This is a genomic window from Bradyrhizobium centrosematis (assembly GCF_045571495.1).
In the GTDB taxonomy this organism is placed as follows: domain Bacteria; phylum Pseudomonadota; class Alphaproteobacteria; order Rhizobiales; family Xanthobacteraceae; genus Bradyrhizobium; species Bradyrhizobium centrosematis.
The window spans coordinates 6,492,088-6,517,149 of sequence record NZ_CP120703.1; the positions used below are offsets into that span (position 1 = coordinate 6,492,088).

25 protein-coding genes and 1 pseudogene are annotated in these 25,062 nt (G+C 57.5%); 13 read left to right on the forward strand and 13 right to left on the reverse strand.

Annotation, left to right across the window (positions count from 1 at the left end):
* Positions 1 to 74: 74 nt before the first annotated feature.
* The 11 genes from P6U31_RS30645 to P6U31_RS30695 all read right to left on the reverse strand — a co-directional run bounded on the left by P6U31_RS30645 (position 75) and on the right by P6U31_RS30695 (position 8,507).
* Positions 75 to 1,112 carry an EscU/YscU/HrcU family type III secretion system export apparatus switch protein gene (locus tag P6U31_RS30645; RefSeq protein ID WP_407185396.1) on the reverse strand — a complete coding sequence of 346 codons (1,038 nt, stop codon included), beginning with the start codon at positions 1,110 to 1,112 and terminating at the stop codon, positions 75 to 77.
* Complete coding sequence (sctT, locus tag P6U31_RS30650; protein ID WP_407185397.1) at positions 1,109 to 1,930, reverse strand: type III secretion system export apparatus subunit SctT; 822 nt, start codon at positions 1,928 to 1,930, stop codon at positions 1,109 to 1,111. Before sctT ends, P6U31_RS30645 begins: the two co-directional genes overlap by 4 nt.
* A gap of 9 nt (positions 1,931 to 1,939) precedes the next feature.
* Positions 1,940 to 2,215 carry an EscS/YscS/HrcS family type III secretion system export apparatus protein gene (locus P6U31_RS30655; RefSeq protein WP_407185398.1) on the reverse strand — a complete coding sequence of 92 codons (276 nt, stop codon included), beginning with the start codon at positions 2,213 to 2,215 and terminating at the stop codon, positions 1,940 to 1,942.
* A gap of 2 nt (positions 2,216 to 2,217) precedes the next feature.
* Positions 2,218 to 2,883: a type III secretion system export apparatus subunit SctR gene (gene sctR / locus P6U31_RS30660; protein WP_407185399.1), complete on the reverse strand. Its 666-nt coding sequence runs from the start codon at positions 2,881 to 2,883 to the stop codon at positions 2,218 to 2,220.
* The gene (gene sctQ / locus P6U31_RS30665; RefSeq protein WP_407185400.1) at positions 2,876 to 3,907 is read right to left on the reverse strand and encodes a type III secretion system cytoplasmic ring protein SctQ; all 1,032 of its coding nucleotides are present in this window, start codon (positions 3,905 to 3,907) and stop codon (positions 2,876 to 2,878) included. The genes sctR and sctQ overlap by 8 nt, the downstream gene beginning before the upstream one ends.
* 86 nt (positions 3,908 to 3,993) lie before the next feature.
* Complete coding sequence (locus tag P6U31_RS30670; RefSeq protein WP_407185401.1) at positions 3,994 to 4,530, reverse strand: hypothetical protein; 537 nt, start codon at positions 4,528 to 4,530, stop codon at positions 3,994 to 3,996.
* Positions 4,506 to 5,861 (reverse strand): type III secretion system ATPase SctN, encoded by a 1,356-nt coding sequence (gene sctN, locus P6U31_RS30675; RefSeq protein ID WP_407185402.1) that lies wholly within the window; start codon positions 5,859 to 5,861, stop codon positions 4,506 to 4,508. Before sctN ends, P6U31_RS30670 begins: the two co-directional genes overlap by 25 nt.
* On the reverse strand, positions 5,858 to 6,478 hold the full coding sequence (gene sctL, locus P6U31_RS30680) for a type III secretion system stator protein SctL (RefSeq protein WP_407185403.1): 621 nt from the start codon (positions 6,476 to 6,478) through the stop codon (positions 5,858 to 5,860). The genes sctN and sctL overlap by 4 nt, the downstream gene beginning before the upstream one ends.
* Positions 6,475 to 7,107: a nodulation protein NolU gene (locus P6U31_RS30685; RefSeq protein ID WP_407185404.1), complete on the reverse strand. Its 633-nt coding sequence runs from the start codon at positions 7,105 to 7,107 to the stop codon at positions 6,475 to 6,477. Before P6U31_RS30685 ends, sctL begins: the two co-directional genes overlap by 4 nt.
* Positions 7,108 to 7,118: 11 nt before the next feature.
* Positions 7,119 to 7,985, reverse strand: coding sequence for a type III secretion system inner membrane ring lipoprotein SctJ (sctJ, locus tag P6U31_RS30690; RefSeq protein ID WP_407185405.1), 867 nt, complete (start codon positions 7,983 to 7,985; stop codon positions 7,119 to 7,121).
* 9 nt (positions 7,986 to 7,994) lie between these two features.
* On the reverse strand, positions 7,995 to 8,507 hold the full coding sequence (locus P6U31_RS30695; RefSeq protein WP_407185406.1) for a nodulation protein NolB: 513 nt from the start codon (positions 8,505 to 8,507) through the stop codon (positions 7,995 to 7,997).
* A gap of 171 nt (positions 8,508 to 8,678) precedes the next feature.
* Here P6U31_RS30695 and P6U31_RS30700 point away from each other — a divergent pair, with 171 nt between their 5' ends.
* Both P6U31_RS30700 and P6U31_RS30705 read left to right on the forward strand, forming a co-directional pair.
* Positions 8,679 to 9,374, forward strand: a complete 696-nt coding sequence (locus tag P6U31_RS30700; protein ID WP_407185407.1) for a nodulation protein NolW — start codon at positions 8,679 to 8,681, stop codon at positions 9,372 to 9,374.
* A gap of 893 nt (positions 9,375 to 10,267) precedes the next feature.
* Positions 10,268 to 10,534, forward strand: a complete 267-nt coding sequence (locus P6U31_RS30705; protein ID WP_407185408.1) for a hypothetical protein — start codon at positions 10,268 to 10,270, stop codon at positions 10,532 to 10,534.
* A 611-nt stretch (positions 10,535 to 11,145) separates the two neighbouring features.
* Here the strand turns inward: P6U31_RS30705 and P6U31_RS30710 are convergent.
* Positions 11,146 to 12,083, reverse strand: a pseudogene (locus P6U31_RS30710) (class I SAM-dependent methyltransferase).
* Positions 12,084 to 12,494: 411 nt separating this feature from the next.
* Here P6U31_RS30710 and P6U31_RS30715 point away from each other — a divergent pair.
* A complete protein-coding gene (locus P6U31_RS30715) occupies positions 12,495 to 12,698 on the forward strand; it encodes a hypothetical protein (RefSeq protein ID WP_407185409.1) in 204 nt (67 codons plus the stop codon).
* A gap of 673 nt (positions 12,699 to 13,371) precedes the next feature.
* On the opposite strand, the gene P6U31_RS30720 is transcribed toward P6U31_RS30715, so the two are convergent.
* The gene (locus P6U31_RS30720; protein WP_407185410.1) at positions 13,372 to 14,823 is read right to left on the reverse strand and encodes a DUF1521 domain-containing protein; all 1,452 of its coding nucleotides are present in this window, start codon (positions 14,821 to 14,823) and stop codon (positions 13,372 to 13,374) included.
* An 827-nt stretch (positions 14,824 to 15,650) separates the two neighbouring features.
* Here P6U31_RS30720 and P6U31_RS30725 point away from each other — a divergent pair.
* The 10 genes from P6U31_RS30725 to P6U31_RS30770 all read left to right on the forward strand — a co-directional run bounded on the left by P6U31_RS30725 (position 15,651) and on the right by P6U31_RS30770 (position 24,387).
* Positions 15,651 to 15,959 carry a hypothetical protein gene (locus tag P6U31_RS30725; protein WP_407185411.1) on the forward strand — a complete coding sequence of 103 codons (309 nt, stop codon included), beginning with the start codon at positions 15,651 to 15,653 and terminating at the stop codon, positions 15,957 to 15,959.
* Between the two features lie 41 nt (positions 15,960 to 16,000).
* On the forward strand, positions 16,001 to 16,192 hold the full coding sequence (locus P6U31_RS30730) for a hypothetical protein (protein WP_407185412.1): 192 nt from the start codon (positions 16,001 to 16,003) through the stop codon (positions 16,190 to 16,192).
* Positions 16,193 to 16,299: 107 nt separating this feature from the next.
* Entirely contained in the window at positions 16,300 to 17,193 is an 894-nt protein-coding gene (locus P6U31_RS30735) for a hypothetical protein (RefSeq protein ID WP_407185413.1), read from the forward strand.
* A 33-nt stretch (positions 17,194 to 17,226) separates the two neighbouring features.
* Complete coding sequence (locus P6U31_RS30740) at positions 17,227 to 17,763, forward strand: hypothetical protein (RefSeq protein ID WP_407185414.1); 537 nt, start codon at positions 17,227 to 17,229, stop codon at positions 17,761 to 17,763.
* Positions 17,764 to 17,765: 2 nt separating this feature from the next.
* Entirely contained in the window at positions 17,766 to 18,194 is a 429-nt protein-coding gene (locus P6U31_RS30745) for a tetratricopeptide repeat protein (RefSeq protein WP_407185415.1), read from the forward strand.
* 9 nt (positions 18,195 to 18,203) lie between these two features.
* Positions 18,204 to 20,297, forward strand: coding sequence for a type III secretion system export apparatus subunit SctV (gene sctV, locus P6U31_RS30750; RefSeq protein WP_407185416.1), 2,094 nt, complete (start codon positions 18,204 to 18,206; stop codon positions 20,295 to 20,297).
* A 105-nt stretch (positions 20,298 to 20,402) separates the two neighbouring features.
* Entirely contained in the window at positions 20,403 to 20,918 is a 516-nt protein-coding gene (locus P6U31_RS30755; protein ID WP_407185417.1) for a tetratricopeptide repeat protein, read from the forward strand.
* A gap of 570 nt (positions 20,919 to 21,488) precedes the next feature.
* Positions 21,489 to 22,196: a hypothetical protein gene (locus P6U31_RS30760; RefSeq protein WP_407185418.1), complete on the forward strand. Its 708-nt coding sequence runs from the start codon at positions 21,489 to 21,491 to the stop codon at positions 22,194 to 22,196.
* A gap of 664 nt (positions 22,197 to 22,860) precedes the next feature.
* A complete protein-coding gene (locus P6U31_RS30765) occupies positions 22,861 to 23,610 on the forward strand; it encodes a hypothetical protein (protein WP_407185419.1) in 750 nt (249 codons plus the stop codon).
* Positions 23,611 to 23,667: 57 nt separating this feature from the next.
* Positions 23,668 to 24,387: a hypothetical protein gene (locus tag P6U31_RS30770; protein WP_407189994.1), complete on the forward strand. Its 720-nt coding sequence runs from the start codon at positions 23,668 to 23,670 to the stop codon at positions 24,385 to 24,387.
* Positions 24,388 to 25,062: the final 675 nt, after the last annotated feature.

Below are 25,062 nucleotides of genomic sequence, written 5' to 3' on the forward strand. Positions count from 1 at the left end.
CCATCCAGCCCCCTATGCGCGGGAGGTTTGGTCACCAACTGCCCGGTCCGCCGGCACATTGTTCGTTGCCGATGCTAAACCAGTCCTGCGGCATAGAGTGCTTTGGCGACCGCTTCGAAATATTGCGAAGGGACTGGGTTGCCGAGCCTTGCCTTGCCAAGCAATTGACGCGCCAGTGACTCGTCATCGACAACGCAGAGGTGCATCGCGCGCGCCTCGCCCAGCAACTGTGAAGCCGCCTCACCTTCGCCGCGGCAGACCAGGACGGGTACGCCGGTCTCGCCACGAACATAGCGTAGCCCGATCAACATTGCCGCGCCCTTCAGTATCAACGTGGCGCGATGGACACCGAGAGGAGCCTCGTTCGCGGACTCCTGCCGCAGGCGCCGGTGCTCGCGTTTCACCTGCGGATTGCCTTGCTGCTCCTTGTTCTCGCGCTTGGCCTCGGTTTCAGTCATGCGCATATCCTGCATGAATAACCAGCGCTGGATCAGCAAGTCAGCCAATCCGCCCACCAGAAACGCTCCAGCCGCAATCCCGGTCAGAATTTTGACCTCGGCGAAGACAAGGCCAAGGCAGCCTTGGCCGCAGACCGGCAGATAGACTAAGGCTTTCCAGCTCGCGACCACGATGAAAAAGAAGATCGCGCCAAGCAAAACCACTTTTACCAAGGTTTTGCCAAGCTCTATCGCCGAACGCTTCGAGACAATGCGCTTTAAGCCTTTGACGGGATCGAGTTTCTCAAGCTTCGGCTTGAGCGGCTCCGAGGCAAACATGAAGCCGCCATTGGCGAGGACATTGGCCAGAAGCGCTGCTAAGACGGCGGCGGCGAGCAAGGGCGCGACAGTCGCAATGGATAGTTCTAGCAGACCGCTAAGCGCTTCCGGCGCCGCGCTCGCGAACGGCTGTCCTTGCAATTTGTCGACCAATTGTACAGTTTCTTTCCACTTGTCTTCAATCGCACCCGCTCGCCACCAAAGGCAGCCAAAGCCGGCACAGGCGCTGACGCCGCTGACAAGATCGGAGCTGCGCGCGCTTTGTCCCTTCTTGCGGGCATCGCGTAGCTTCTTTTGCGTCGGAGGAAGCTTTTTCTCCTCGCTCGTACCGCTCATTTCAAGAGCTTTTTCAGATGCTCGAGCATGTTGTTCGAGGTCAGGATTTCAGCTCCGGCGTATTCGAGAAGATAGACCGTGTAGCTGACCATAATGATCCCGAATGCAATATTCTTGAGCATCGGGGAGAGATCGTTCATCTTCAGCTGAGCTGCAAAACGGCCGAGCATCATGACCGAGATATCGACAAGCAGCAGCAAGGCCAGCACCGGCCCGGCGACCAACAAGGTCGTCATCATGATGCGGTCGAGTAGAGCCAGGCATGCCATTGCACCTTGCGCTGTCACGGCAGGCAGAAATTGATAGACGGGCCACACCAGATAGCTGCCATAAAGGCCGCTCACCATGGTCTTCAGCCCGCCCACCAGAACGAAGATCGTAACCGCCATAACACCAAGGAAAAGTCCGGTTCCGGATGCTTGGCTATGCGTCGCGGGATCCTCCCCCGCGACTTGGCTCGAAATTCCTCGTTGGGTATCGATGATGTCGCCGACCGCCTGTATGCTCCATAACGGGATGCTGAGCAGGATGCCAAGTATCAGACCGACAAACACCTCCTTTAGGCCGAGCACGGTCACGCTGACGAGCCGCGTGTTCGGGTCGAGAGCCTGCAGACCGAGCTTGATCGGAACGAGGTACGGTAGGGCGATCGCAATTGTCAGGCATCCCCGGATGAGGCCGCTAATTCGCGGCCGGGTAAAGACGGGGAGCACCAACATGATGCCGAGGGCGCGGGCCGCACTGAGGCCCGTTGCGGCGACGAATTCGATCGTGCCCTGAACGAGAGCTTGCGCCTCTGAGGGGGTCGGGCCAGCCATCCAAGCTCTCTAGTATCTTGCTGTGATTGCTGGAAATTCGCTGAAGATGTGCTCAGCCTGATCGATCAGTGGCGCGCTGAGCACTGGCGAAAACCCCACGAGGACGGCCACGACGACCAAAAGCTTGACCGTCAGTGGCAAGGTTTGATCCTGGAGCTGGGTCGCGGTCTGGATAAGGCCAATGATCAGGCCAGAGATAAGAGCTGCGAGCAGCGGCGGCAGAACCCAGATCATGAAGAGCACGAGCGATTGGCTCAAATGCGTGAGGATGCTGGTTTCGTTCATGGTCAACCTCCTGTCGTCGTGTAGCTTAGTACCAGCCCGTGCATAAGACGCGACCAGCCGTCGATAGTGACGAACAAAAATAGCTTGAATGGGACGGATATTACCGTGGGCGATACCATCGACATGCCCATGGCCATCAAAATCGTTGTAACGATCAGATCAATCGTGATGAAGGGAAGATAGAGAAGAAATCCGATCTCGAACCCTCGCTTGAGTTCGGAGATCAAGAACGACGGCACAAGAATGGCAAAATCGTCTGCCGTTGCGCTGCCGCGCATCTCCTCCGACCACACGCGTTCTGTTGACGACAGAAAGAAGCGGCGCTGCTCTTCATTGGTGAATTTTTTCAAATGCGCACGCAACGGCTCCTGACCTTCCTTGGCGGCCGTCACCCAGTCATCGAAGCTTTGGTAGCGACGTTGTGGATCGGTAAGACGGTTATACGTCTGCTCGAAGACCGGAGCGCTAATGAAGACAGTGAGGATCAATGCCGCTCCGTAAAGGACGATGTTTGGCGGGATCGATTGAGTCCCCAGCGCATTGCGCACGAGAAAGAGAACCACCGACACCTTGATGAAAGCAGTCGTCGTAACGATGGCAAACGCCAGGAGACCAAGGCCGACTGTTATTGCAAGAAGCGTAAGGATACTGGGCTGAATCTCAGTCATTGAACGCCAACCCGCCGCGCAATCTGACCGCCAGTTCATCGCCAATCCGCACAATGTCGCCGCGGCCAATGCGTTGACCGTTGGCAAGGATATCGACTGGGCCATCAAGAGGCCGGCCAAGCTGGAACACGTGGCCCTCGTTGATGGTCCGCAAGATCCCTAGCTGCATCGGCCAGCGCCCGCACTCGAATATAAGAGTTATCTCGATGCTATCGATATCTGCTTCAGACGGCGGTTGTTGTTGCACCTGGCCTTTGGTCATCACATCTTCACTTTTTAGGGGGTTGGATCGCAAGCGAAAGGGTCCTCGCAGCACTAGCCTATCGCTGTCGATCGCTGCAGCGGCCCACAAATGGTCTGCAGTGAGAATGATCTGGCCTTGCGCGAGTGGAATTGCGTCGGGAAGCAGCGCATCGCCTTGTCGTGCTCGACGAAGAATGCCGGTCGAGACGCGGAGCGAACCGATATGTCCTGCAACGATGACCGAGAGTTCTGAAAGCAGCCTGGGCGCGGGTCGCGATAACCGGCCAATTAGCTCGCCGAGCGCACGGAACGCCGGCGGTACGGGACCGTCAAGGCCCGGGAATAGGACCAGCCTGGCCTTGCCGACGAACTCGCCATAGGCCACGTCGATCTCAAGATACGGCCTCGGAGTAGACGCCTCGCCAGTGCGAACAAGCTGCAGATTCCGCTCCACTATTATTTCCAACGGAGCAAGCAAAGGTTCAATCGCAAGTTCAAGAACCAGCGAAAGCGACGGCTCGGAAGGTAAGGTAAGGCCATCCTGCACCGTCCCAAGTAGCGCCTGCACGAGCGCTTGGGGCAAGGACAAGATCAAGGCTTCACCATCTACTTCGAAGGTGCAGTCAAGCATTGACGCCGCAGCCTGCTCCGCCTGCCAGACGGTTCGGCTCACGCGCACAGATATCGGCTTCTCGCCGAGGACGCCTTGCAGAGGCGCACGCAAGGCAGCGACTTCGTTGAGCCACGAGGCCGCGGCGAGCGAGAGGGTCGGCGCCGGCATGAACGCTGCCGGTTCGGCGGGCCGATATGACAGCGGCGCAACTTCTGCGTCGAGGGCCCCTAGCTGCCGTTGGAGAGATTCTGCAATCAAGTTGCCTCGCCTCCGGTCTGCCCTGATGGTCCCCGGCGGTAGCGGAGCAAGACTTCGTCATCGGCTTCGGTTTCGGCGACGCTTTCGAAATGAGCATTCGTGATGCGCTGAACTTCGTGGTCGATCTCTCGCCATTTCTGGCTCGCAGCTGAACGCTTGGCCCAGACGCCTCGCGCCTGAAAAACCGCGGCCTCCGCTTGCTCCTGAGCAGTACAGGCCTCTTCAAAATTGCGCTGCGCCGCCGTGCTCTCGTCTGTGAGCCGCCCGATGATGAGATGATGGCGCCGTTGTAGCTCGCACACAGATATTGCATCGGCCGCCAGCATCTCCCGGTAGAGATCAGCCTCGACTTTTGCACGACACTGTTCAGCATCTGCAAGACGCTCGCGAGCTTGTTCAACAACCTGGACCGCAAGGCGGCGCTTGGCCTCCGCGTTGGACAATTCACGGATGGCGCTTCGCTCCCGCATGTCCTTGACCAGCCGCAGCTTTGAGGCGTGAACAGGGTTTAGGCGGTCAGGCGCGATATCCATGCGACCGTCTCGTCAAAGCTGCACGACTCACCCTGCCCCTGCCGCAAAAAGGCTCGCAGCTGCTCGATCGAGGCGATCGCCCGATCGGTCAGCGGATCAGAGCCTTGCTTGTATTCACCGACTTTGATCAAGAACTCGGCCTCAGCATAGCGTGAGAGGAGATCACGGAAGAAGGATGCCGCCTTCCGATGCGGCGCGGACACGATCGCATCCATCAGGCGACTGCGGCTCGCTAAAACATCGATGGCAGGAAAGTGCTCTCGCGAGGCCAGCGCCCGAGATAAAATGATGTGGCCATCAAGGATGCCGCGGGACTCTTCCGCTATTGGATCACCCGTCCCGTCACCTTCGACAAGCACGGTATAGAAGGCCGTGATGGAACCGTGATCGCCCATGCCGGCGCGCTCCAACAAGCCCGGCAGCAGCGCAAAAACGGAGGGCGGAAAGCCACGCCGCGTGGGAGGCTCTCCTGCGGCAAGGCCGATTTCACGCATGGCGCGGCTAAATCGCGTCAAAGAATCCATCATCAGAACGACGCGCAGCCCCTGGTCACGAAAATACTCGGCAAGCGCCGTCGCCATGTGGGCACATTGAGCTCGCTCCATCGCCGAGCGGTCGGAGGTCTCCACCACGACGACCGAACGTCGAAGAGCTTCGCCAAGTTGACGTTCGATGAATTCACGAACCTCCCGGCCGCGTTCGCCGATCAGTGCAACAATAGTAACGTCGGCAGCCGCTCCTCTTACGATTTGGGACATCAGCGTCGACTTGCCGCAACCGGCATCACCATAGATTCCGATCCGCTGACCTTCTCCACATGTCAGAAGGCCATCCAGGACTCGGACGCCGAGCGGAAGCGGCTGTTCAATCCCGCGCCGTTTCATCGGATTGGGCGCCCTGCCGCGTAGCGGCCTGGTTTCGTTGATTTTTATAGGGCCCTTGCCGTCGAGCGGGCGGCCAAAACTATCGATGACGCGGCCGAGCAAATCGGCACCGACCGCCACTTCCTGCATTCGCCCGGTCGTGACCACCTCTGCACGATTGGACAGCCCCACCATGTCCCCGATGGGCGTGAGTAACACCCCATCCGGCAATAGGCCGATCACCTCGGCTTCAAGCGACCAGCCGCTGCGAGGATCCTGCAAGAGGCAGAGTTCTCCGACCCGTGCCTCCGGCAAGACGGCGTGCAGCAACGTCCCCACGGCTCGCGTGATCCGGCCGCGGACGGCGCGTGTATCGATGTGCTTGGTGGAAGATCTCAAGGAAGAGAGTGCAGCCTTCACAGCTCCGTATTCGGCCGCGCCATCGCGGGTGGGTCGTTGCGCGGTCATGATCGAGCTTCCTGCGCTAGGCCAAACCCGAGACGCAGCGCGCGCAGCTGCGCGGCAAGCCCGAGATCGACATTGCCAAACTCGCTCCACAGGACACATTGGTCCTCGCTCAGCGCCGGATCCGCCTCAATCCTCACCTTCGGGCGGCCTTCCAGACCATCACAGTCCTTGAACTCACGGGCGAGCAGATCAGCTTTCAGCGGAGAAACATGAAGGCAGACTTCCGTGTTCTTATATCTTTGCTCGATAGCATGACGAACACCTTGGATCAGCATCTCGCCGGGATCAAACGCACCAAGCAGATCACGGACGATCTCAAACACCAGTTGCGGCAATTCCTGCTCCAGAAGCGCCTTCCGCTGAGCCAGTTCACAAGTGGCCTGCGCGATCAGCCGGGCCATTTCCTCTGCACCCGCCTGTGTACCCTCAGCGTGACCTCGCGCCCGTTCCCGCTCATAAGCTTGACGAGCCCATCTGCGAACCCGCTGCAGATGCCGCTCGGCAGCGGTCCGCGCGCGTACCGCATCGTGCCAGATCTCCAGCTGCTCAGCTGAGATCAGCGGTCCGAGAGGTCGGATCTGCGGTGCCGGGGGCGATGCTGGAGCTTCGGCTGTCATGCCCCGATGGCCTCCGTGCGCAAATGGGCGATCACATGGGAGAGCAGCGTGCCTGCTGCGTTACGATGTTCAGCCGCCGGATTGTCCGCCATGGTCCCAGCGGGAACGCGTAGAAGCACGCGGATACGGTCAAGCGATGACACCTGTTCGAGCCAGGCACCGAGACAGGCATACCCGTCATATTCGAGCTGTCGTGACAATTCCTGGGGATCGGCGATCGGGCTCGTTGCGATGGCGTTCGATAGATGTCGAATTGCAAAAGCATGCACTTCCGCACCGATCATCTCGACTAATATTGACAGGTTGGGCCTTGAAACCAGTTTTAGAATGGAGCGAGCATGCCAAATGCTGCCCGCGAGCAGCGCAGCGCGGCGTGGGTCATGCCCGAGGAGAAGATCCTCTTTCCAATCGACGTTCCCTATCTCCACCTTGCTTCCCAGGAGCAATTCGGCCAGCCTTGGCTGCAGCCTGGCACTCTGCTGCAGCCGGCCCAATGTGGACGGCGAAAGCAGCGGATCGAGACGTTCAGCAACACGACTGGGGTCAACCGAGGCCACAAGCTCGCGCAGCTGATCGGCAGGGAGCATGAACGAACGATTAGGTTCGGGGGATGACTTCGATGCCGACATGGGTGCCCCTGCTACGTCGCATCAGCAATCATCTTTTTGCCGGCCTCTTCATCAGCAGACACGCGCGAGCCTCTATCAAGCATGCTCAGTTTACGCGACGATTGTCCGAATTGACGCAAGCGGGGGCTCAGCAGTATCCAACACACGATTCCGAATACTGCTCCGGCGCCGCCCACAGCCAGCGCGAGTATCGGCAGTGAGCCGGCGCTCACTGACTGAGCCGTTGCAACGACGGGCGCGACCAACTGCTCCATTGGTGTGCGCTCGACCGGCACGAAGACGACCGCGACTTTGTCGTAGGAGAGGCCTTCAATGCTGTTTGCCACAAGCATTTTGATTTGCGGCAACAGTGCCGAAAGTTTCGCGCTGGAGCCATGCCGAATGAAGACCGAGGCTGAGGACGGCGTCGCGTCTTGCCGTAACAAATCGTTCTTAGGCAGAACGACGTGAACACGTGCTGAGAGGACACCATCAATATCGCTGATCGTGCGCGACAATTCTTCGCTTAGAGCATAAACGTACCGAGCCCGCTCTTCGATCGGCGAGGCGACGAGGCCCGATCCTTTGAAAACCTCGCCAAGATTTTTGAAGGTTTGGCGCGGCAAGCCCTCAACATTTAGCAGGTCGATCGAATAAGCAAGCTGCTTGTCCTCGACCTGGATGGTACTGGTTCCGTCTTTGGCAACAACTCGGACGGCATCAACGCCCTTGCCAAGAAGAAGCGCGAGCATTTCGTTGGCCTCGCGTTCCTGAATTTTGGTGTAGAGATCGGCTTTACAGCCGATTAGCGAGATCAGAAAAGGGAGCGCGAAACACACGCGAAGCCGCCGCCACGATTGACGGCCGCCGAATCCAGCCCTTCTCATCACACTGATCATCTGGTTTGCTCACCCGGCAGATAGCAGCTTGTTCAGCGACGAGCTGACCGCGCTAGTGCCCTTGGAGACCAGCGAAACCTGAATGACATCCCTGTACACGTCTCGCAGGCTCGTCATCATCAAGTCAAAATCGGCACCGACCGGCTTGACAGACGCAGGTGCACTGACGTGATCCGCCTGTAAAAGCGCTTGCGTAGCCGGTCCAGGCTGTACGCCGGCGACGGCTGCGGGCGCCGTCGCCGGCGGTACGGCGGGCCCGCGATACATACTGGAGAGAGTTTGAAGGATTCGGTCACCCGGGGGAGCGGCCAGCACATTCGTGCGCTCAATCTCCAATATCGGCGGAGCGGCCGCGGGCTTGTCCGCGAGCGGAGAAGCAGATCCTTGAGTGGGAGCGGCTTGCGCCAAGGACTGTTCAAAGCTCGCTTGCTCGCCAGCCGGTACCGGCGAGCAGGCGCTGGAAAGACAGTCGGTCGAATTCGGAGAGATCGACATTGTGCCTAACAACATGGGATGCGTCATTGTGCTCGCGATGAGACCTAGGCGTTTGACCGATGAACCGACCAAGGTTCATAGGCTGGCGAGCTGACGAATACCTGACGGAGATCGCGCTGACTGCGTCATCTAAAGATCACGTTTGGCTCCCAAGCTGAGACCAAACTCAAACTCATGATGAGCGGGAGGCGGCCGGCAATGCTCGCGCGATCCACGATCGTACATATCTCGAAAACAATTCTTTGCCTCGGCGTTTTCGCCTGCATCAGAATTACGGGCTCGGCTGCTGCATCCCTTTCGCTGCCGTCCACCCCTTATACCTACACCGTTCTCGATCAGGATCTTTCTGCGGCTCTGCAGGAGTTCGGGAACAATCTCAATATAAGGATCAATGTCAGCGCCGAGGTCAGGGGCCGGATTCGCGGACGGATGCCGGAGCTGCCGCCACAAGAATTCCTCGACCGCTTGACTGCCCTTTACAATCTTCAGTGGTATTACGACGGGCTCGTCCTTTATATTTCGGCCGCCCACGAGGCGCAAAGCCGGCTAATTGTATTGAGCCCGATCAGCTTCGATACGTTCAAGTCCGCGCTCGACACGCTCAACATCTCTGATCAGCGCTACATCATGAAACCGGCACCCGGCGAGGGTCTCATCCTTGCTTCTGGCCCACCCCGATTTGTTGCGCTGGTGGACCAGACGCTCAAAGGCCTGGTGGCGGAAGCGCAGGCACGGCGCGGTCCTGTCGTAGCCGAGAAGCCACAACGTGAGTCGGTCTTAATGTTGTTCCGCGGCTCCTCGAGCACGGTCTTCCGGGATGGGCGGCCGGAAGTTTCTCCCGAAACGCCGCACCATGAGGGCGCTTTGGGCGGAGCCGACCCAGGCCAGAAGTGACGGCTCGCAAATGCGAGACGCTCTCCGACGTAAGGCGGTCGATCCGTCGCCGGATATATTCGTCCGACCGTCAGGTTTCAGAAAGCTGAGGTGCTCAGCATGGTCATTCGTGGTCTGGGCGCCTGCCTTGCCTGTGACAGCCCCCGAAAGATGAACGCAGACCGGGTGCTCGAGGCAAGGTGGGCAGCGATCTTTGCACGCGGCGCGAGTCCTCAAAGATCAGTGTGAGCCTTCGAACCCCCTGCTTCGGAGCTCGCTGAGTCTTCGCATGCTCAATGAGCCTCATGAGTTGAAAGGAGGAACAGGGTGGATTTCGACGCAGTCACCTCGGCGAATACCAGCCGGGAGCCCAACACAGCAGGGACAGGTACAGATACAACCGAATTCGAACGGCAGCTCAACGGTGCACATACCGGCGCTTCGTCCGACGGCGTCGGGTGAGCCATATTCACCTTATCTGGACGCTGGTCATCCCTACTCTGAATATCTTGATACCGGACACCTCTATCCGCGATATCCAGATTTGGCGCGCCCCCATTGGCCAGACACGAATTGGCAAGATAATCCAAATGCCGCGCCTGCGGCCGAGGCCGCGCCAGATCCGGAAAACGGTCCCCAGCATCTCTCGCGACAGGCTATCGCTCAGGCGATCGAGGAACATCCCGGTTTCGATCAAGATCTGATATGGCAGAATCTGGACGACGGCCCGCTGGAAGCCGGGCCACCGCACGCTTTGCCACAAGCGGGGCCATTGCAGGCAGGACCATGTCCCATCGCCCTTATTCAAGGGCGAGCCGTCGCACGTCGGCCCCAGCCTTGCCCGACCATTGCAGGCGGGACCGCCCCAACCTCCGTCTTCCGCAGCTCGACCACCATAACTGTCAGAGTTCCGTATGCGGGACGGACATCTCGCCAAGTATGACTGGGTGTTTACTGGTCAAACGGCCACGGACGCTCAGATCGACATGCTGGAGCGCAGCGGAGTGAAGCCGAGCAAGGACCACTCGACGACAGTTTTTATTCTTCTCGGGGTGCCTCACACCGCCGAATGGAGAGAGGAGGGCTTCATTCGCATTACGCCCTCGCTAGATCCGAGCCTTTGGCCTGCAGATGCACAGCAGGACCAGCCTTTAGAAGCCGAAGATCCGCCCATCCGCTGATGGCTGCAGACAGGTACCGGCAGGTGATCTCCACAGGCCGGCAGCAACCTGCCAACCGCGGGACAGCTCGTGAGAGGCGTCGTCGCCGGCGGGTATACCGCTGCCAAGCTTTTCTTTCCGGGTCACTTCAGAAATGCCTAGACCAGGTCGCGAGGGCTGCGTTCACGGCAATGACAGCGCGGGCTGGGCGTACGAAATAGACGCGCTCATTGTCATAATGAAAAATGCGCCTTGGAAGAGCATTGCCTTCCTTCCTGATCCGAAATGGTTGGCTATGCCGCAAACTGCATTTTCCGATTCTCGCTTGCGCTTGCACCTGGCTGAGGCAAATGCTGCCCCTCGTGAGAGTCGATGTGAGGGAACGTCAGTCGGGAACGAAGGGCATTCGCTAGCGCTTAACGACCCCGGCGACAATAGGTGTGGAAGAAGGTGGGGTCTTACCGAGCGGAGCGGCCACTTGTGGCGGTAAGATCACGCGTTCTTCCACACCGGACATCCGGATGAAGTCTTATCCATCAATCAAATGACATTTGCTGCGGCCGCGCTGTCGACCAGACAGGCTTCGTCTCGATCTCTTGATCCAGCGAGGAATGGACCGCGGCGGCCACCTGTCACGGCTCAAGCTCGACCTGCAGGCCCTCGGCGCCTTCAACATGAACGTAACGCGGCCCAATCGGCCGCCCCCTGCCGCTGGCAACGGTAACAATGCTTTCCAGAGGAGCGGCACGAGCGTCCGCCTCTGGGCGGGACAAGAACAGATCGGCGTGAAACAGCCCTTCTGATTCAAGACCGGTCGCATTAAGGCCAAGAGCCGCCAAGCTGGCCAAACACCCTTCAAACTCGTCAGCATCGCGCAACCGACGCTGGATAAAGGTCGCGCCGGCAAGTCGCTCTGTCACAAGGCCACGACTGGAGAACGTCGAGGCCGAAGACTCAAATGGGAACATGCGAAGCACGAAGGAGATGATCCATGGACATTTGTCGGTCGCATCGAGAATTTTACTGAACGTCTTCTCCGTGACGTAGCCGATGCAACCGGTAGACATGACGACATCCGCAGAGCGGAGAATGTGTGCGCTGTCTGTCGATAGCGCATTCTTTTCAAGGTCAGCGACAATCCCCTGCTCCAGCAGACCTACATTTGTTGCGTAGCTGATTGCCGGCGCCGAGACGTCCAGTCCGATAAATCGCGCCAAACCAGCATCAGGCCAAGCTGCATAAAAATGTCGATCAAGACGCACCAGTGTCTCAGAACTGATCGCTCTCATTTCGCGCCGAGCGTAACGGTGACGCAGGCCTCCGAAGGTCAGGGGAAAGCGGTGCACCGCAGCGTTGACCCCGTATGAACAGCCGACGTCAAGCACCAACGGCTTAGAGCCGGCTTCCAAAGCTTTGGCTGTCAGAATTTGCCGCACAACCGGCTCAGCCACATCCGGGACCATATAATCCAAGTCTCCAAGGACAGAAAAATAGGCCTCGGATCATCCAAAGCATAGATATCATCGAAGATCGCTTTAGACCGATTGATCCGCAAAAACTCTGTTTGCACCCAAATGTCTCCTATCTCATGGTGCGGCCCGGTCAGGCCGCTGCTTCAACTACGCGATGACCTATCGCCGAAATTGGGCAAGATGCACCTCCATCGCACTTTTTCAGTCTCGTATCGAGAGACAGAGGACCAAGCTCACTGTTGCAAGGTGGTGAACGCGGGCGCAGCCGACCCGCAGCTCTCAGGCGCATCGATCCGGTCCACTTTTCGACGACGCACCGCTGCCGAATATTGCGAGCTAACACGGTCCTTTTGCATCAAAGGTCGAAAACACGGCACCAACCAGCTATCATTGATCGCAGGAATCGTCGCATCCGGCCTTGCTCCTTGTCAGCTTCTCGCAAGCTGCGCCTGCTAGCATGATGAAGATACGTCATCTCACGGCAAAGCCGCTATCTTGGATGTTACAACGTGGACGCAGGCGCAGCCGATATCGCAGAAACGACCACACAAGCTGCCACCAACACCGATAACGCCGGGAACGGTGGCGACAACTCGCGTGCAGCAATGTTGCAGCGAGCCTTCGAGAAGGCCCTGTTTGCCGTCGCGAACCAAGTCATCAGCGAGTCCCAGTCGGATATGGACGACGCGATGAGCGAGCTGGATGATGGGTGAGCCCGGATTTTCGAATACGTCTAGGAAAGCGTATGTCCGAGGACCGGCTAGATCGAGAACGATCGGGTGAAGCAAGCCGACCTGACAAATAGCAGCACGAAGGCGCGTCTCTGGCGGTCCTCCATGCCGGCGACGCGAGATCCGGACCGCAAACCGATCCTATTTGAAAGTTCGGAAATCGCCGTAGAGGTTCAATTTTCCTTCTGCTGCGGGCAGATGTGCACGCCGGAGGCTTAGCAGTCACACAAGCTTAACAACACGCAAGTTGCTTGTGCACCTCATGTATTCCTATGCGGCTTCAGGCGGGCTCCTAGACTTTGATGGCGTACGGTTTAAGCTGCAACGGACCGCTATCTTACATCTAGCTAGGCTGTTCTGGGCTGTAGCTGCCAGATCGGTCCGTGCGAGAGCGCCTCTAGGATTCATCGTACGATCGGCGGCCTAGGCACTGGCTGCGCTCATGGGTGCGCGACGCGTGGTTGGCTGACATCAGCCTTGAAGATGATGCCGTATCGTCCCGCGCTAGCCCGTTTGTCGGTACGATTCCGCCAAACGTCCAGGCGCGCCACGGGAGCGGCGATCCTGGATCGTTACGCTCCCGCAGCCTTTATCTCATCTCAACTGAAGCGGACGCTAGCGCCCGCTTCAGTGGCAGGCCAAGCATGCGGCCGGCTCAAGCATCAAACGATGCGTCCGAGTTCTCATTGCTGTCGATGCTCGCCTGGTTTACCTGGCGTCCAGACCGGTCTACCCAACCCGAGCCTGGTTGTTCGTAAATCGTCTGTCCTCCATCCGAAGTCAGCTGATCAAGCGTGCGCCCCGCATTCGACTGCGTCACCTTGAGATTGTTCTTACCGTCGAAGCGGTCTGCGAGTCCCTCGACGACGATGGCATTGTCGCCATTGGTAATCGTCAGCTTCGAGGCCATTGTTTTGCCTTTACCGATATCGACGGTGTCGACGGTAATTTTCGTGCCGTCGTCAAGTTGGAAGGTCATATCCTTCTTAAAATCAAAATCGATCTTGCCGTCACCGTCGGCATCGACATGAGGATCGCCCTTAATCGTTGTGACCTTGCCCGTTTGATTGTTACGGATGCGCACCGTCCCGTCATGCTCGTCGACCAACATCGAGTATTTATCGCCAAGCTTGATTTCCGCCTGATGGCCCCTGACCTCGTGCGACCATACCGGCGCGGGCTGTGAGGACTGCGTCGGCGCCTGAGCCATCGCAACCGGCACCATAGCAAGAGTCGGCGGCGGAGGAGGAACGAAGAATACGGGCGCCATAGACGAAGGCGCTGCGCTCGCATACTGGCTGTTGCCCGGCCCGCGCCCTCGTTCGCCGGCATCGATACTCGCCTGGTTTACCGCGCGGCCGGCGCCATCCACCCAGCCCTGTCCACTCTCATGGATCGTTTGGGCTCCGTCAGGCGTTAGTTCGTCGAGGGTCATGCCGGCATTAGATTGAGTCACCCTCAGATTATCTTTTCCGTCCTTGTCATCGCCGAGCCCCTCGACAACCATCGCATTATGACCGTTCGTAATGGTAAGCTTGGAGGAGATGGCCTGACCATTGCCATAGTCTACATTGTTGACTGTAATTTTCGTGCCGTCGTCGAGCTGAAACGTCATGTCCTTCTTGAAATCGAAGTCATCCTTTCCGTCTCCGTTGGCATCGACGTGGGGGTCGCCGTGGATGACGGTGACATGGCCAGTCTGATTATTGCGAACAGTCCACGTACCATCCTTCTCATTGGCCGTAATCGTATACTTGTCGCCAAGGTTGATCGTGGCTTTGCCATCCTTGACTTCATGCGTCCAGACTGGATCGACAGAAGACTCAGAACTCTGATTTAGCTGGCTCGTCAGCGCGGTCGGAGGGGGGGGCGCCATCATGTAGGCCTGGGTCGCAACAACAGGTGTCACGGCGCCGGGCGCGACGCTCGCAACGACCGAACCGACGAGCGCCGGCGGGGCCACTGGTAGGTACTGGTAACCCGCCGGAGCATACTGGCCCACAAAGGCGTTGAAGGAGGGAACGACAACCGCGCCTTCTGGCAACACTCCGTTCGTCGGGTCGAGCGCGCCCACCACGGGTAGAGCGGCCATGGGAACATACGGCATTTAGTTCACTCCTGTTGCATAGACGAGATTGTAAAACTGCGAGCATCACGCGCATAGTCAACCAGGGCACGCGGCTTCAGATCTGGACAAGAACGCACCATTGTCCCATCCGGGCGAACATGCGCTTGTGCCAAAGGCCATCAGCTTTGACGAACTCCTTCCTCCCACCGCACTGCGGTAACAGCACAACCACATCACGCGCATTTAACTCACAGAAACGCTAGCCCGAACAGCTGTCGAAAAGCTGACGAGCGAAGCCTCATCCGCTTTGGCATCGATCGGACGTAAGCGACGAATATTTGCTGAATGGAACCACAAGCTTCGAGCCTCGCGCGTTTTTGGGTAAGCTCATTAAGTGCCAGAGGCTTACGTCACCACGGCCAAGGATGCGACGTCTGCTTATAGGCCCATCATCCCATGCTAGCGCGCAGCCAGCGCTTCCGTCGGAAGCGCACATTGTACTCGTGAATCAATTAATAGCTTAAACCGCGAAGGCACGATGAATTTCGCCATCATGAAGCACTTAGAGACACCGGCTTTCTCGCAAGCCCACAGGTGGCCGTACGAGTGCGCAGGTTTTTCCTGGTCAACTCATTGCTTAACGCGCAAGTAAGTGTCTCACTATCTCAAGCGCATTCTCAGACAGGGCCAGGAACTTGCCGGCGAATCGGTGATCGTGAGCAGATGCATTGCGATCACAAAAACAATCGACCACCCGCCTCTACGTAAGGCTCGTCAGCTTTTCGAAAGCTACCAATCCTAGGATAAGGCCGCTGGAATCTAGGCGAGCAGTCGTCTATCGAGCGAAACGAGCATAGGAGAATGCGATGATCGGAGAAATGATCGGAAGCGCTGCCGGCGGATACCTTGGCGGCCCGGCCGGGGCGGCCATTGGTTCGGCACTGGGGGGGACCGTGGACAAGGTCTTTGACAAAGTGGTCCACACCCTCGTGCCCGAGACAGGCGACCACGATAACGCCGCAGAACACAAAGATGCCGGCGAAAAGAGTGAGGTGCAAGCCAAGCCCGATACTTCCGGCAAGAGCCCGGAGCTGAACCTTGGGCTCAGCACCCTCGGCGGCGCGCCCATGTTCCTTTCCATTCCTGCGATCGTTTCGCCGGCGCGCATCTCGTAACAAGTTAGACTTACGTCCCCCCAAACGAAAGGTAGATAGACATGGCGGTTGACAATGTTGGCGGCAATGGCGGCGCTGGTGGTGCACAGCAGACCGGCGACTCCGGCTTCCAGAACCAGATGGCAGAATTCGAGCGAGTGAGCGAAAAGGTTCAGGCGCAGGCGGTAGCGATGCGCAGAATTACGACCGAACTCTCGTCCGAGAAAAAGGTCGCAGACGAGCGCGTGCAGTAATTCCGCAAGACGGGTGGCTCACCGCGTTGCTGCGCTGTGAATGACGAAATCTGGATGAGCCGTACGGCACTGCCGTACGGCTTCTGTCGTTATTCAGGAGATTATCCGTGAAGGAGTCTACTTCGCTCGAGTTTGAGGTGCTTTCCGGCCTCTATACGGGGCTCAACGGAAAGGCGGCGGGATCCAACGTCATCGTCGGCAGCGCCCTCGATGCCGACATGATCTTTGTTGAACAAGGGCTTGAACCGCACCACTTTCGCGTCATCCACCAGAACGATTCGATTGAGGTCGAGGCACTCGCCGCCAATATCAACATAGACGGTCACGCGGGAATCATTTCAGGCGAGCGCGTGAGCGTGCCCCTTCCCGCGATCGTTCAAGTCGGCGCGATGTCCATCCGTTGGTCGACTGAGACAGTCCACCTAGTCGCTTCCAGAAACCGCTCTCCCCGCTCGATCATGGCACTCGGCCTGGTCTTGCTGAGCTCCGTCGTTATCGGCGCCGTTTCAATTCTCCTCACTCCGAGCGACAAGCCGCCGGCGCCAAGTAGAGAGTCGACGCGTGCGGCGGAGACGGCCGCCAAGCCAACCGCCGTTCAATCTGATTCGAGACTGGCAGACGAAATAGCCGACGCACTACGCCAACAGATCGAGCGAGCAGGTATTTTAGACATCAAAATTGGACGCAACCCCGGTGTCGTGACCGCAGAAGGCACAATTCCGCCGGGCGTCGTCGCAAAATGGAAGGAAATCCAGCAATGGTTCGATCGTCAGACCAACGGCGCTCCTACCCTTGTGAATGCTGTCACGGTCAAAGAGGAGAAGGTGCCCTCTCCGATCGCCGTCCAAGCCGTCTGGCGCGGAACCGAGCCTTATCTGCTCATTGCCGGCCAGAAGTATTTCGTCGGCGCGCTATTGAGTAATGGATGGACCGTTGATCGAATTGAAGACGGACGAGTCCTGCTCAGCCGCAATGGCCGATCCGCCGCTTTGCCCTATTAAGGTCTATACCCCGCAAGAACGAAGGAGAAAGCGATGGCTAGGTTGCCTCAGCACCCCGTAGGGCCCGGCACCTCATCGCAGGGATTAGATGCAGGCCAGCACGCACCGGTCAACGGCTCGCCTACCCCGCAAGGCAATAGACCTGAAGTCGGAGGCATCCATGCGGATGGTGGCACGAAACGCGCGTCGTGGCGGATTCCGACTGCGCACGATCTGACGATCGATGATGCTAGCGAGGCCGCGCTGGAGGTTAATTCCGTCGGCGCTATTTCGCGCGTCGCCCTGTTCGAAAGCGAGACAGGCGCCGATGAAATAGATCCACGCGCGATATTGGCTTCGCTCTATGGTCCAAGTCTGTCCCGCGGACTACTCTCATTCGTCGTTCCACGCCTCCGCCATCCCGACGTACTGCGCGCCGACAAGCACGGTGCTCTCCTGGAACGCCTGACCCGAATGCTGGAGGCGACGCCGGAAGACAAGACCGCCCGAGAGGGCTTGGCAATCCTGCGGCAGGAACTTCAACGGTTATTAATGCTCCGGCAAAATCAAAACAGCTTGATCAAGGGCTAACTATGGCCAATCCTGACGGACTCAAGCATCTCCCCGCTCCCCCCGCATCAGACCCCTCCAAGTCCGCCGACATTTTGTCGATCTCCGGCCCGGAGCGCGACCTGCTTTGCGCCCTCTCTTATGTCCATCTCGCATGCGGACAGAGCACACAGAGCCTGGCCTTGTTGCGAATTGCAGCTCGTGAGCATTCCAATGACGTCGGGCTGCTCCGGATTTTCGCCTATACGCTGATCTCGGAACGCCTTGGCGAGGAAGCACTTCAGGTGCTCGACCGGCTACAGGCACTCGATGTTCATCCCTCTTCGCGCATACCGATGACGTTACTGCGCAGCCACGCTCTGCGGCAAGCTGGACGCATGGCCGAGGCCCGCGAGGTCTTCCAGGCCTATGTGTCATTGCGCGCGAGCACAGCCCTCATCAAACAGCAATAGAGCTCTCTTATGCACAACGTCTTGCGTGACTTCGTGGCGCGCGCTCCGGCCCACCCAGATTTCATCGTTGCTTTGATGCTGCTCCTGGCGATCGGCATGATGATCATGCCGATCCCCATCATCGTGATCGACATGCTGATCGGGTTCAATCTTGGCTTTGCCGTTTTGCTGCTGATGGTCGCGCTCTATCTCAGCACACCTCTCGACTTCTCGTCCTTGCCGGGCGTTATCCTGATCTCCACAGTATTTCGCCTCTCGCTAACGATCGCAACAACGCGGCTGATCCTTGCAGAGGGCGAGGCCGGCAGCATCATTCACACCTTCGGCGACTTCGTTATTTCAGGAAATATCGCGGTCGGAATCGTCATATTCTTGATCGTGACCATGGTCCAATTCATGGTTCTCGCCAAGGGCGCCGAACGCGTCGCAGAGGTATCTGCGCGCTTCACGCTTGACGCACTCCCAGGCAAGCAAATGGCGATCGATGCGGAATTGCGTAACAGCCACATTGACCAACACGAAGCACGCCGCCGGCGGGCCGCGCTGGAGAAAGAGAGCCAACTTCATGGCGCGATGGATGGTGCCATGAAGTTTGTCAAGGGGGATGCGATCGCAGGACTGATTGTCATCTGCATCAACATGTTGGGCGGTATCAGCATCGGCCTGCTCACCAAGGGCATGTCGCTCGATGAAGCGCTGCATCACTATACGATCTTGACGATTGGTGATGCGCTCATTTCACAGATTCCTGCGTTGCTTCTGTCAATCACCGCGGCAACGATTGTCACGCGCGTCAACGGGCCATCCAAGCTCAAGCTCGGCGCCGATATCGTTCAACAACTCACCGCAAGCACGCAGGCGCTCAGGCTAGCGGCCTGCGTTTTGGTATTCATGGGCCTCGTGCCTGGCTTTCCCCTGCCCCCGTTTATCATTCTGGCCGCTCTATTCGCTGGGGCCAGCTACATCAAGGTCAACGCGAAAGGTGACAAGCGTGAAGCCAAGGCAGGAGTACGCCCCGGCACGTCCGCTCCGGCTCCCGCAGCGCCTCAGAAGCAGCCCGTACATGCGGAAGCACTTCCTATCGCGTTGTTCCTTGCACCGAACCTGACGGATTCTATCGACAAAGACGAGTTGGAAGAGAGCATTGCGCGTGTTTCAACGCTCGTGTCGGCGGACCTTGGCATCACCATTCCGCGCATCCCGGCCCAGATCGGCGAGAGCTTGTCCGCGTCGCAATTCAGGGTGGATGTCGACAGTGTACCAGTTGAGCGCGATGTGATCAATCCGGGCCACCTGGCGCTCAACGACGATGTGGCGAACATCGAATTGAGCGGCATCCCCTTTAGACAAGACCCCGAGACCAATCGGATCTGGATCGAAGAACGGCATGCAACGGCTCTCAAAGCCGCCGGCATCGGATATCATCGGCCTAGCGAAGTTCTTGCCTTGCGTCTTCATTCCACATTGACACGTTATGCTCAGCGCTGGGTGGGCATTCAGGAAACCCGCCAGTTGCTCGCCCGAATGGAGCAGGAATATCCTGATCTTGTGAAAGAAGTGCTGCGCACGGCGACTGTCCCTCGGATCGCCGAGGTGCTGCGCCGCTTGCTCGATGAAGGCATTCCGATCCGCAATACGCGCTTGCTCCTGGAGGCATTGGCTGAGTGGAGCGAGCGCGAGCAAAACGCCGTCCTGCTCACGGAATATGTTCGCGCTACTTTAAAGCGGCAAATCTGTTTCAGGTATGCTAACGCGCATCGCGTCGTAGTCGCGTTTATCATCGAGCGTGAAAGCGAGGAGACCATCCGCGGCGCAGTACGAGAAACGGCGATCGGCCCATACCTCGTCTTGGATGATTGGCAGAGCGAGAAGCTGCTTGCTCAGTTTCGTCAGATCCATGCGACCATTGCACAAAGTAAGAGCCAGCCTGTCGTTCTCGGTTCGATGGATATTCGGCGCTTTGTCCGCGGTTTTCTCACGCGCAACGGGATAGACCTGCCCGTCCTGTCCTATCAGGACCTAGCCGCGGACTTCACGGTTCAACCGATCGGATCCGTTAAGCTGCCCAAGGCGCCCTCCTCATTCCTAACGGCCGCAAGCTAAGCGTGAGCTGCATCTTCTCGTGAGCAGGCGATGATTCCAAATAACACCATTCGCCAGCGCTGCTCGTGCTCTGCCAGCTCAGGGCCGCGGCGAGCTTTGCTTGCGATGCTGGCTCTAGTGCTGCTTGTTGGCTGCGCTCCTCCCGACAGACATGATTTTTCACCGCAGCATCCACCCACATCTGAGCTGGCAGATACCAGGGATGTCGATCCTGCCGCGCGCGAGCGGATTATAGAGACGATCGGTCGGGATGCTGACGAGGGAGCGCTCCGTGATGCGTTAAAGGAACGACCAGGCAACATCGACGCAGCAATCGCGCTTGCCCGATCCATGCTGAAGCGCAAGTGCCCGGATGAGGCGCTTGAGGTGCTTGATAGCGCCCTCCTGGTGGCTCCGGGCAATCTGCGCGCGTTAAATGCGAAAGCTGTTGTGCTTGATTACAAAGGCCGTCACCGGGATGCTCAGGAGCTCTATAATCAAGCGCTGGCGACTGCCCCCTCAAATTCTATGCTTCGCAATAATCTTAGATTTTCGCACGTGCTTGAAGGCGAGCCGCAGGCTGAGACAGCCGACCCAGCACAAGCCGCTGGCGGCCGAAACACCTTGGCTCGATCGAGATAGCGCGGCGAGGAACAAGCGAATCGCAGAGGCTCGCGGCGCGACGTCAGCTCGCGCAGGGCCGAGTGCATGAACCGAAGGACGCCTAGCGAGGGGTTGTCGCCGCGAGTTACGTCATGCTGCCGCGGATCCGCATTCCGTCCGCCAAAACCCCAAAAGGCAGAGACAATTTCGCCATTGACTTCGGCATGACGGCGGTCCGAACAAGCAAGATCATTCATCTACCGCCGACAAGAAGAGTGCTTTGTTCCTGAGAACGGACACCAAGTTGATCCAATCGTTTGCTCAATCGCGAGACTATTTGACACCGTGGCTGACACCGGCCGAAGGCACATTCGGCTTCTAGCTCTTCAGCTTCAGCGCACCGTTCGTTTATTCCAACTTTCGGCCCCCGTCCGCAAGCAACCACTGCCCGACGAAAGGCAAGACATCGATCCAACGCCTAGGCTCTCTGGCCCACAATCAATTCCCAAGACGAATAAGCGACGGGAGGGCCCGCCTGTGGAAGTCTGCCCAGACGTTTTACTCGAAAATACCGCACCGCACACCTTCAGGACGATCAGGAGCACTCAGATGTTCACACCGGTCCGGCGGCGCTGGGATGCAAGGGAGTTGTTCATGGGTCTTACCTCAGCGATGTTCGCCGCCAGTCCTTCGGACGTTCGCGCGCGTTGGACCAAATTGTGGCCTGATCTATATACGGAGGATGACGCTCGGTACTTGAAACAAGAATTAGAGACACGAAATCTCATCGCATCGAACGAAGCTGCAGCGTTCTTCAATGCCTGGGCGATTGACGAAGAACGCCACACCGATGGTTTCATTCGGGTCATTGAGCTTGTAGCTGGTGGATGCGAGCAGGCTCTTCGGGAACAATTGGAAAGCCGATCGCACGACTTTGGTCCAGTTCTTGAACACCTGAACGACGAATTCTCTCTGACGGTTTTGATCGCTTTTGATGAGATGTGCACGTGCCGCGCTTATGCAGCAGAGAAGCCCTTTTACGACAACTTGGGGAATAGCGCTTTCCATCATTGGTTACGAGAACTCATTGCGGACGAGGCGGTGCACTCAATGAACGCCGTTAACGTTATCCGCGTGCGCTATCGCGACCGCATTGGTCAAGTCGGCACGATCCTGGATAACCTCATCAGCGCGGCGGACACTCTTCGCTATTCAGGTACATTCGTCCTGGACTACTTCGGCGCGGTGTACTCCAAAGAGCTGCTCGCCGATTCGCGCCTCGCAACCATCAGAAATATTTCCAATCCCCTCAAGTAGCCAGCCCGCAATATGTGCGCCCGCCTTGTATCGGCGTTGTCGCTGTTCAAACGGACTTTTCGGCGCTTTATTAGTTCCACCGTCCCGGGTTTAATCGAGCGCGTAATCGTCGCCTGCAATTTGCATTATCAACGCACTGCGGCTCTCTTATATATCACGTGGGTAAGTCGACAGACTCAGAGCTTGTTTCGTGCACGATATCTCCCAGACGTTCGGCACCACTCGACAGACGAGATTTGATCTCGGCGATCTCTCAGGATTTGCAAGCATTCATCCAAACGGGCAGCACCTGCCTCGATCAGGCACCGAGCTTTTCAACCAAACGCCGCGTACGATTTAGGTCGGTCCGGACTGCGGACGCGCGAGCCACCCATGCTGACGGCAGTAATAGCGACACCCAAGCTATTCGACATTTTTGAAACTGAGCCGAGCGTACACAAACCTCACGTAGATCAACAGCCCGAGTGATTTGCTCGACAAGCCCGGCCGGCTACGTCGTCACGATCTGTTGGCGTCACTCGCTTTGTGTTGAAAACGTTCATCAAGAGCAGAGTGCTCGCAGCGGCGGTTCATTGTCCCTTCTTTCTGCCATGTTCGCGCCCAAAGCAGAGGCGCGCCGATTGCGCATCTTGCGCACAGCACAAGAGTGCCTCAGGAGATCTACATGGTGAAGCCAGTTGTAATTGTGGTAGGTGCGGATAAGGGTGGGGTCGGCAAGACGACCGTATCACGAACACTGCTGGACTACTTCAGCGTCAATAACATCGAGACACGCGCCTTTGATACGGAGTCGCCGCGAGGAACGCTGAAACGTTTTTATCCAGATATCACCGAGATCGTCGACATGACAACGACGACAGACCAGATGAAGATATTCGACACACTCAATGCAGGTCTGTCCGTCACTGTCATCGACGCTCGCGCAGGGTTACTATCGTCGGCGCTGGCTTCCCTGCGGGACATTGGATTTCTGGACTCGGCGCGTTCTGGCCAGATTACTTTCGCAGTGTTCCATATCCTTGGATCATCTATCGCTTCGTTAGACGAGATCGCGGAAACCGCGACTTTCATGAGCGGCGCGAAGTACTATCTCGTCAAAAACTTCATCAACGACACTCAATTCTTCCAATGGGACCAAGCGACCTACAATTCATATTTCCACCGCATCAAGCATGCGACCGAGTTGGTAATACCAAAGCTCAACGAGATGGCATATGAGCAGGTGGAAGTCGCATCCGTACCTTTTGTAGACTTCGTGGCTAACAAAGGGCGCAACGATGAACCTGCGAACAACTCGTTCGTGCTTCGCGGCTATGTTCGACACTGGCTTGCACGTGTCTGGAGCGAATTTGATCGCATCAATTTAACGGAGTTAGCCGGCGCCAAGCCCACTGCTCGGGCCGGCGAGAATTAGCCTCATATTCGGTGAGCTCCGGCTAACCTCGTACAAATCAAGACTGACTTGCTGGCTATGTTAGCAACCCCCATCTACATCATCTGCTCCCCTAGCCCGCAAGTCGGTAAAACTCTCATCGCCCGTATCTTGAGCGAGTTCTTGTTGCTAAGACATGGCACGGCGCTATCGTTAGACGTCAACCTGAACGAGCCGTCACTGCTCGACTACCTACCCAGCACCACAAAAACCGCGGACCTGATCGACACTTACAGCAAGATGAAGCTGATGGACCCACTTGTCATCCACGACGGGGTGCCGAAGGTAATCGATCTCGGCTTTCACGCCTTCGACGAGTTTTTCAAAATGTGCGAAGAGATTGGCTTCATGAAGGAGACGGCACGCCGCTATGTCGCTCCGATAATCCTCTTCGTTGCAAGCGTTGAACGCATTTCCCTCCGCGGTTACGAAATGCTACAGCGGCGGATTCCGCCAGCGTCGTTGGTCACTATTCATAATGAATACGTGTTGCGGGGCAGATTCTCTGAAGCGATGGATGGCGATCGGCTATTGCGGATCGCCGCGCTTCCGCGGTTCCTCAACAGATATATAGACAGGCTCGGCTTTTCCTTCACTGAGTATCTACGTAGCGAGAAGGACTGGTCTACTGAGCTACATCAGTGGATACGCTGCAATTACAACATTTTCCGCGACCTGGACGCGAGCGTGGTGCTGCGAAAGCCCTTCCGATCTCGGGGGACCGATATCGACAGTCTGCGTTACACAAGGGCTACTTGAAATTCCGATCCCACTGCATTTACGCATCCTGATGCGCCGTCGTCCCACTTTGATCAGCTCCTTTCCGGACCTTGGATATTCTGTCGCACACCAATCGATATGCCGCGCAGGAATTATGCGTGTCAACCAACCGGAGCGCAGCAAAGCGCCAGGATTCCTGTAGATTCCTCGTCATCGCCGGGGCGCGAGGGTGATATTGATCGATATGGGCTGCTTATGTTGAGCTCTTCGCTTAAAAGCAGGGAGACCACAGGTCCTAAATCACATCATGTGGACGCAATGCGTAGCCAACTCATGTGCCCCTCGATAACGACTGCCATGCTTGATACTCCAAACACGAGCGAGCCATTCTGTGATGACTTTAATTGACGATACGCTAAGTGAAATCAGATGGCGACGGAACGAAATCTGGCGCTGCCGTCGATTGCTTAAAGGTGGTCGGTCCGACGCAGAGCGCATTGTCATTGAGAAGCGTCTCGTTGAACAGCTTCTTGCCTTTGAACAGCTCTTGTCGACCGCATTCCCGTTGATCTTGAGTTCTAAATTGAATTCCTCCAAGGGCGCTACGATCGAGCGAACTAATCGCTACTGATCCTTCGAGCAAGAGCCCGTATTGTCAAAAGCCCTCTTGTAAAGTCGCCGAAGGCCAATTTGCCGAGCTCGGCCGCTAGTCAG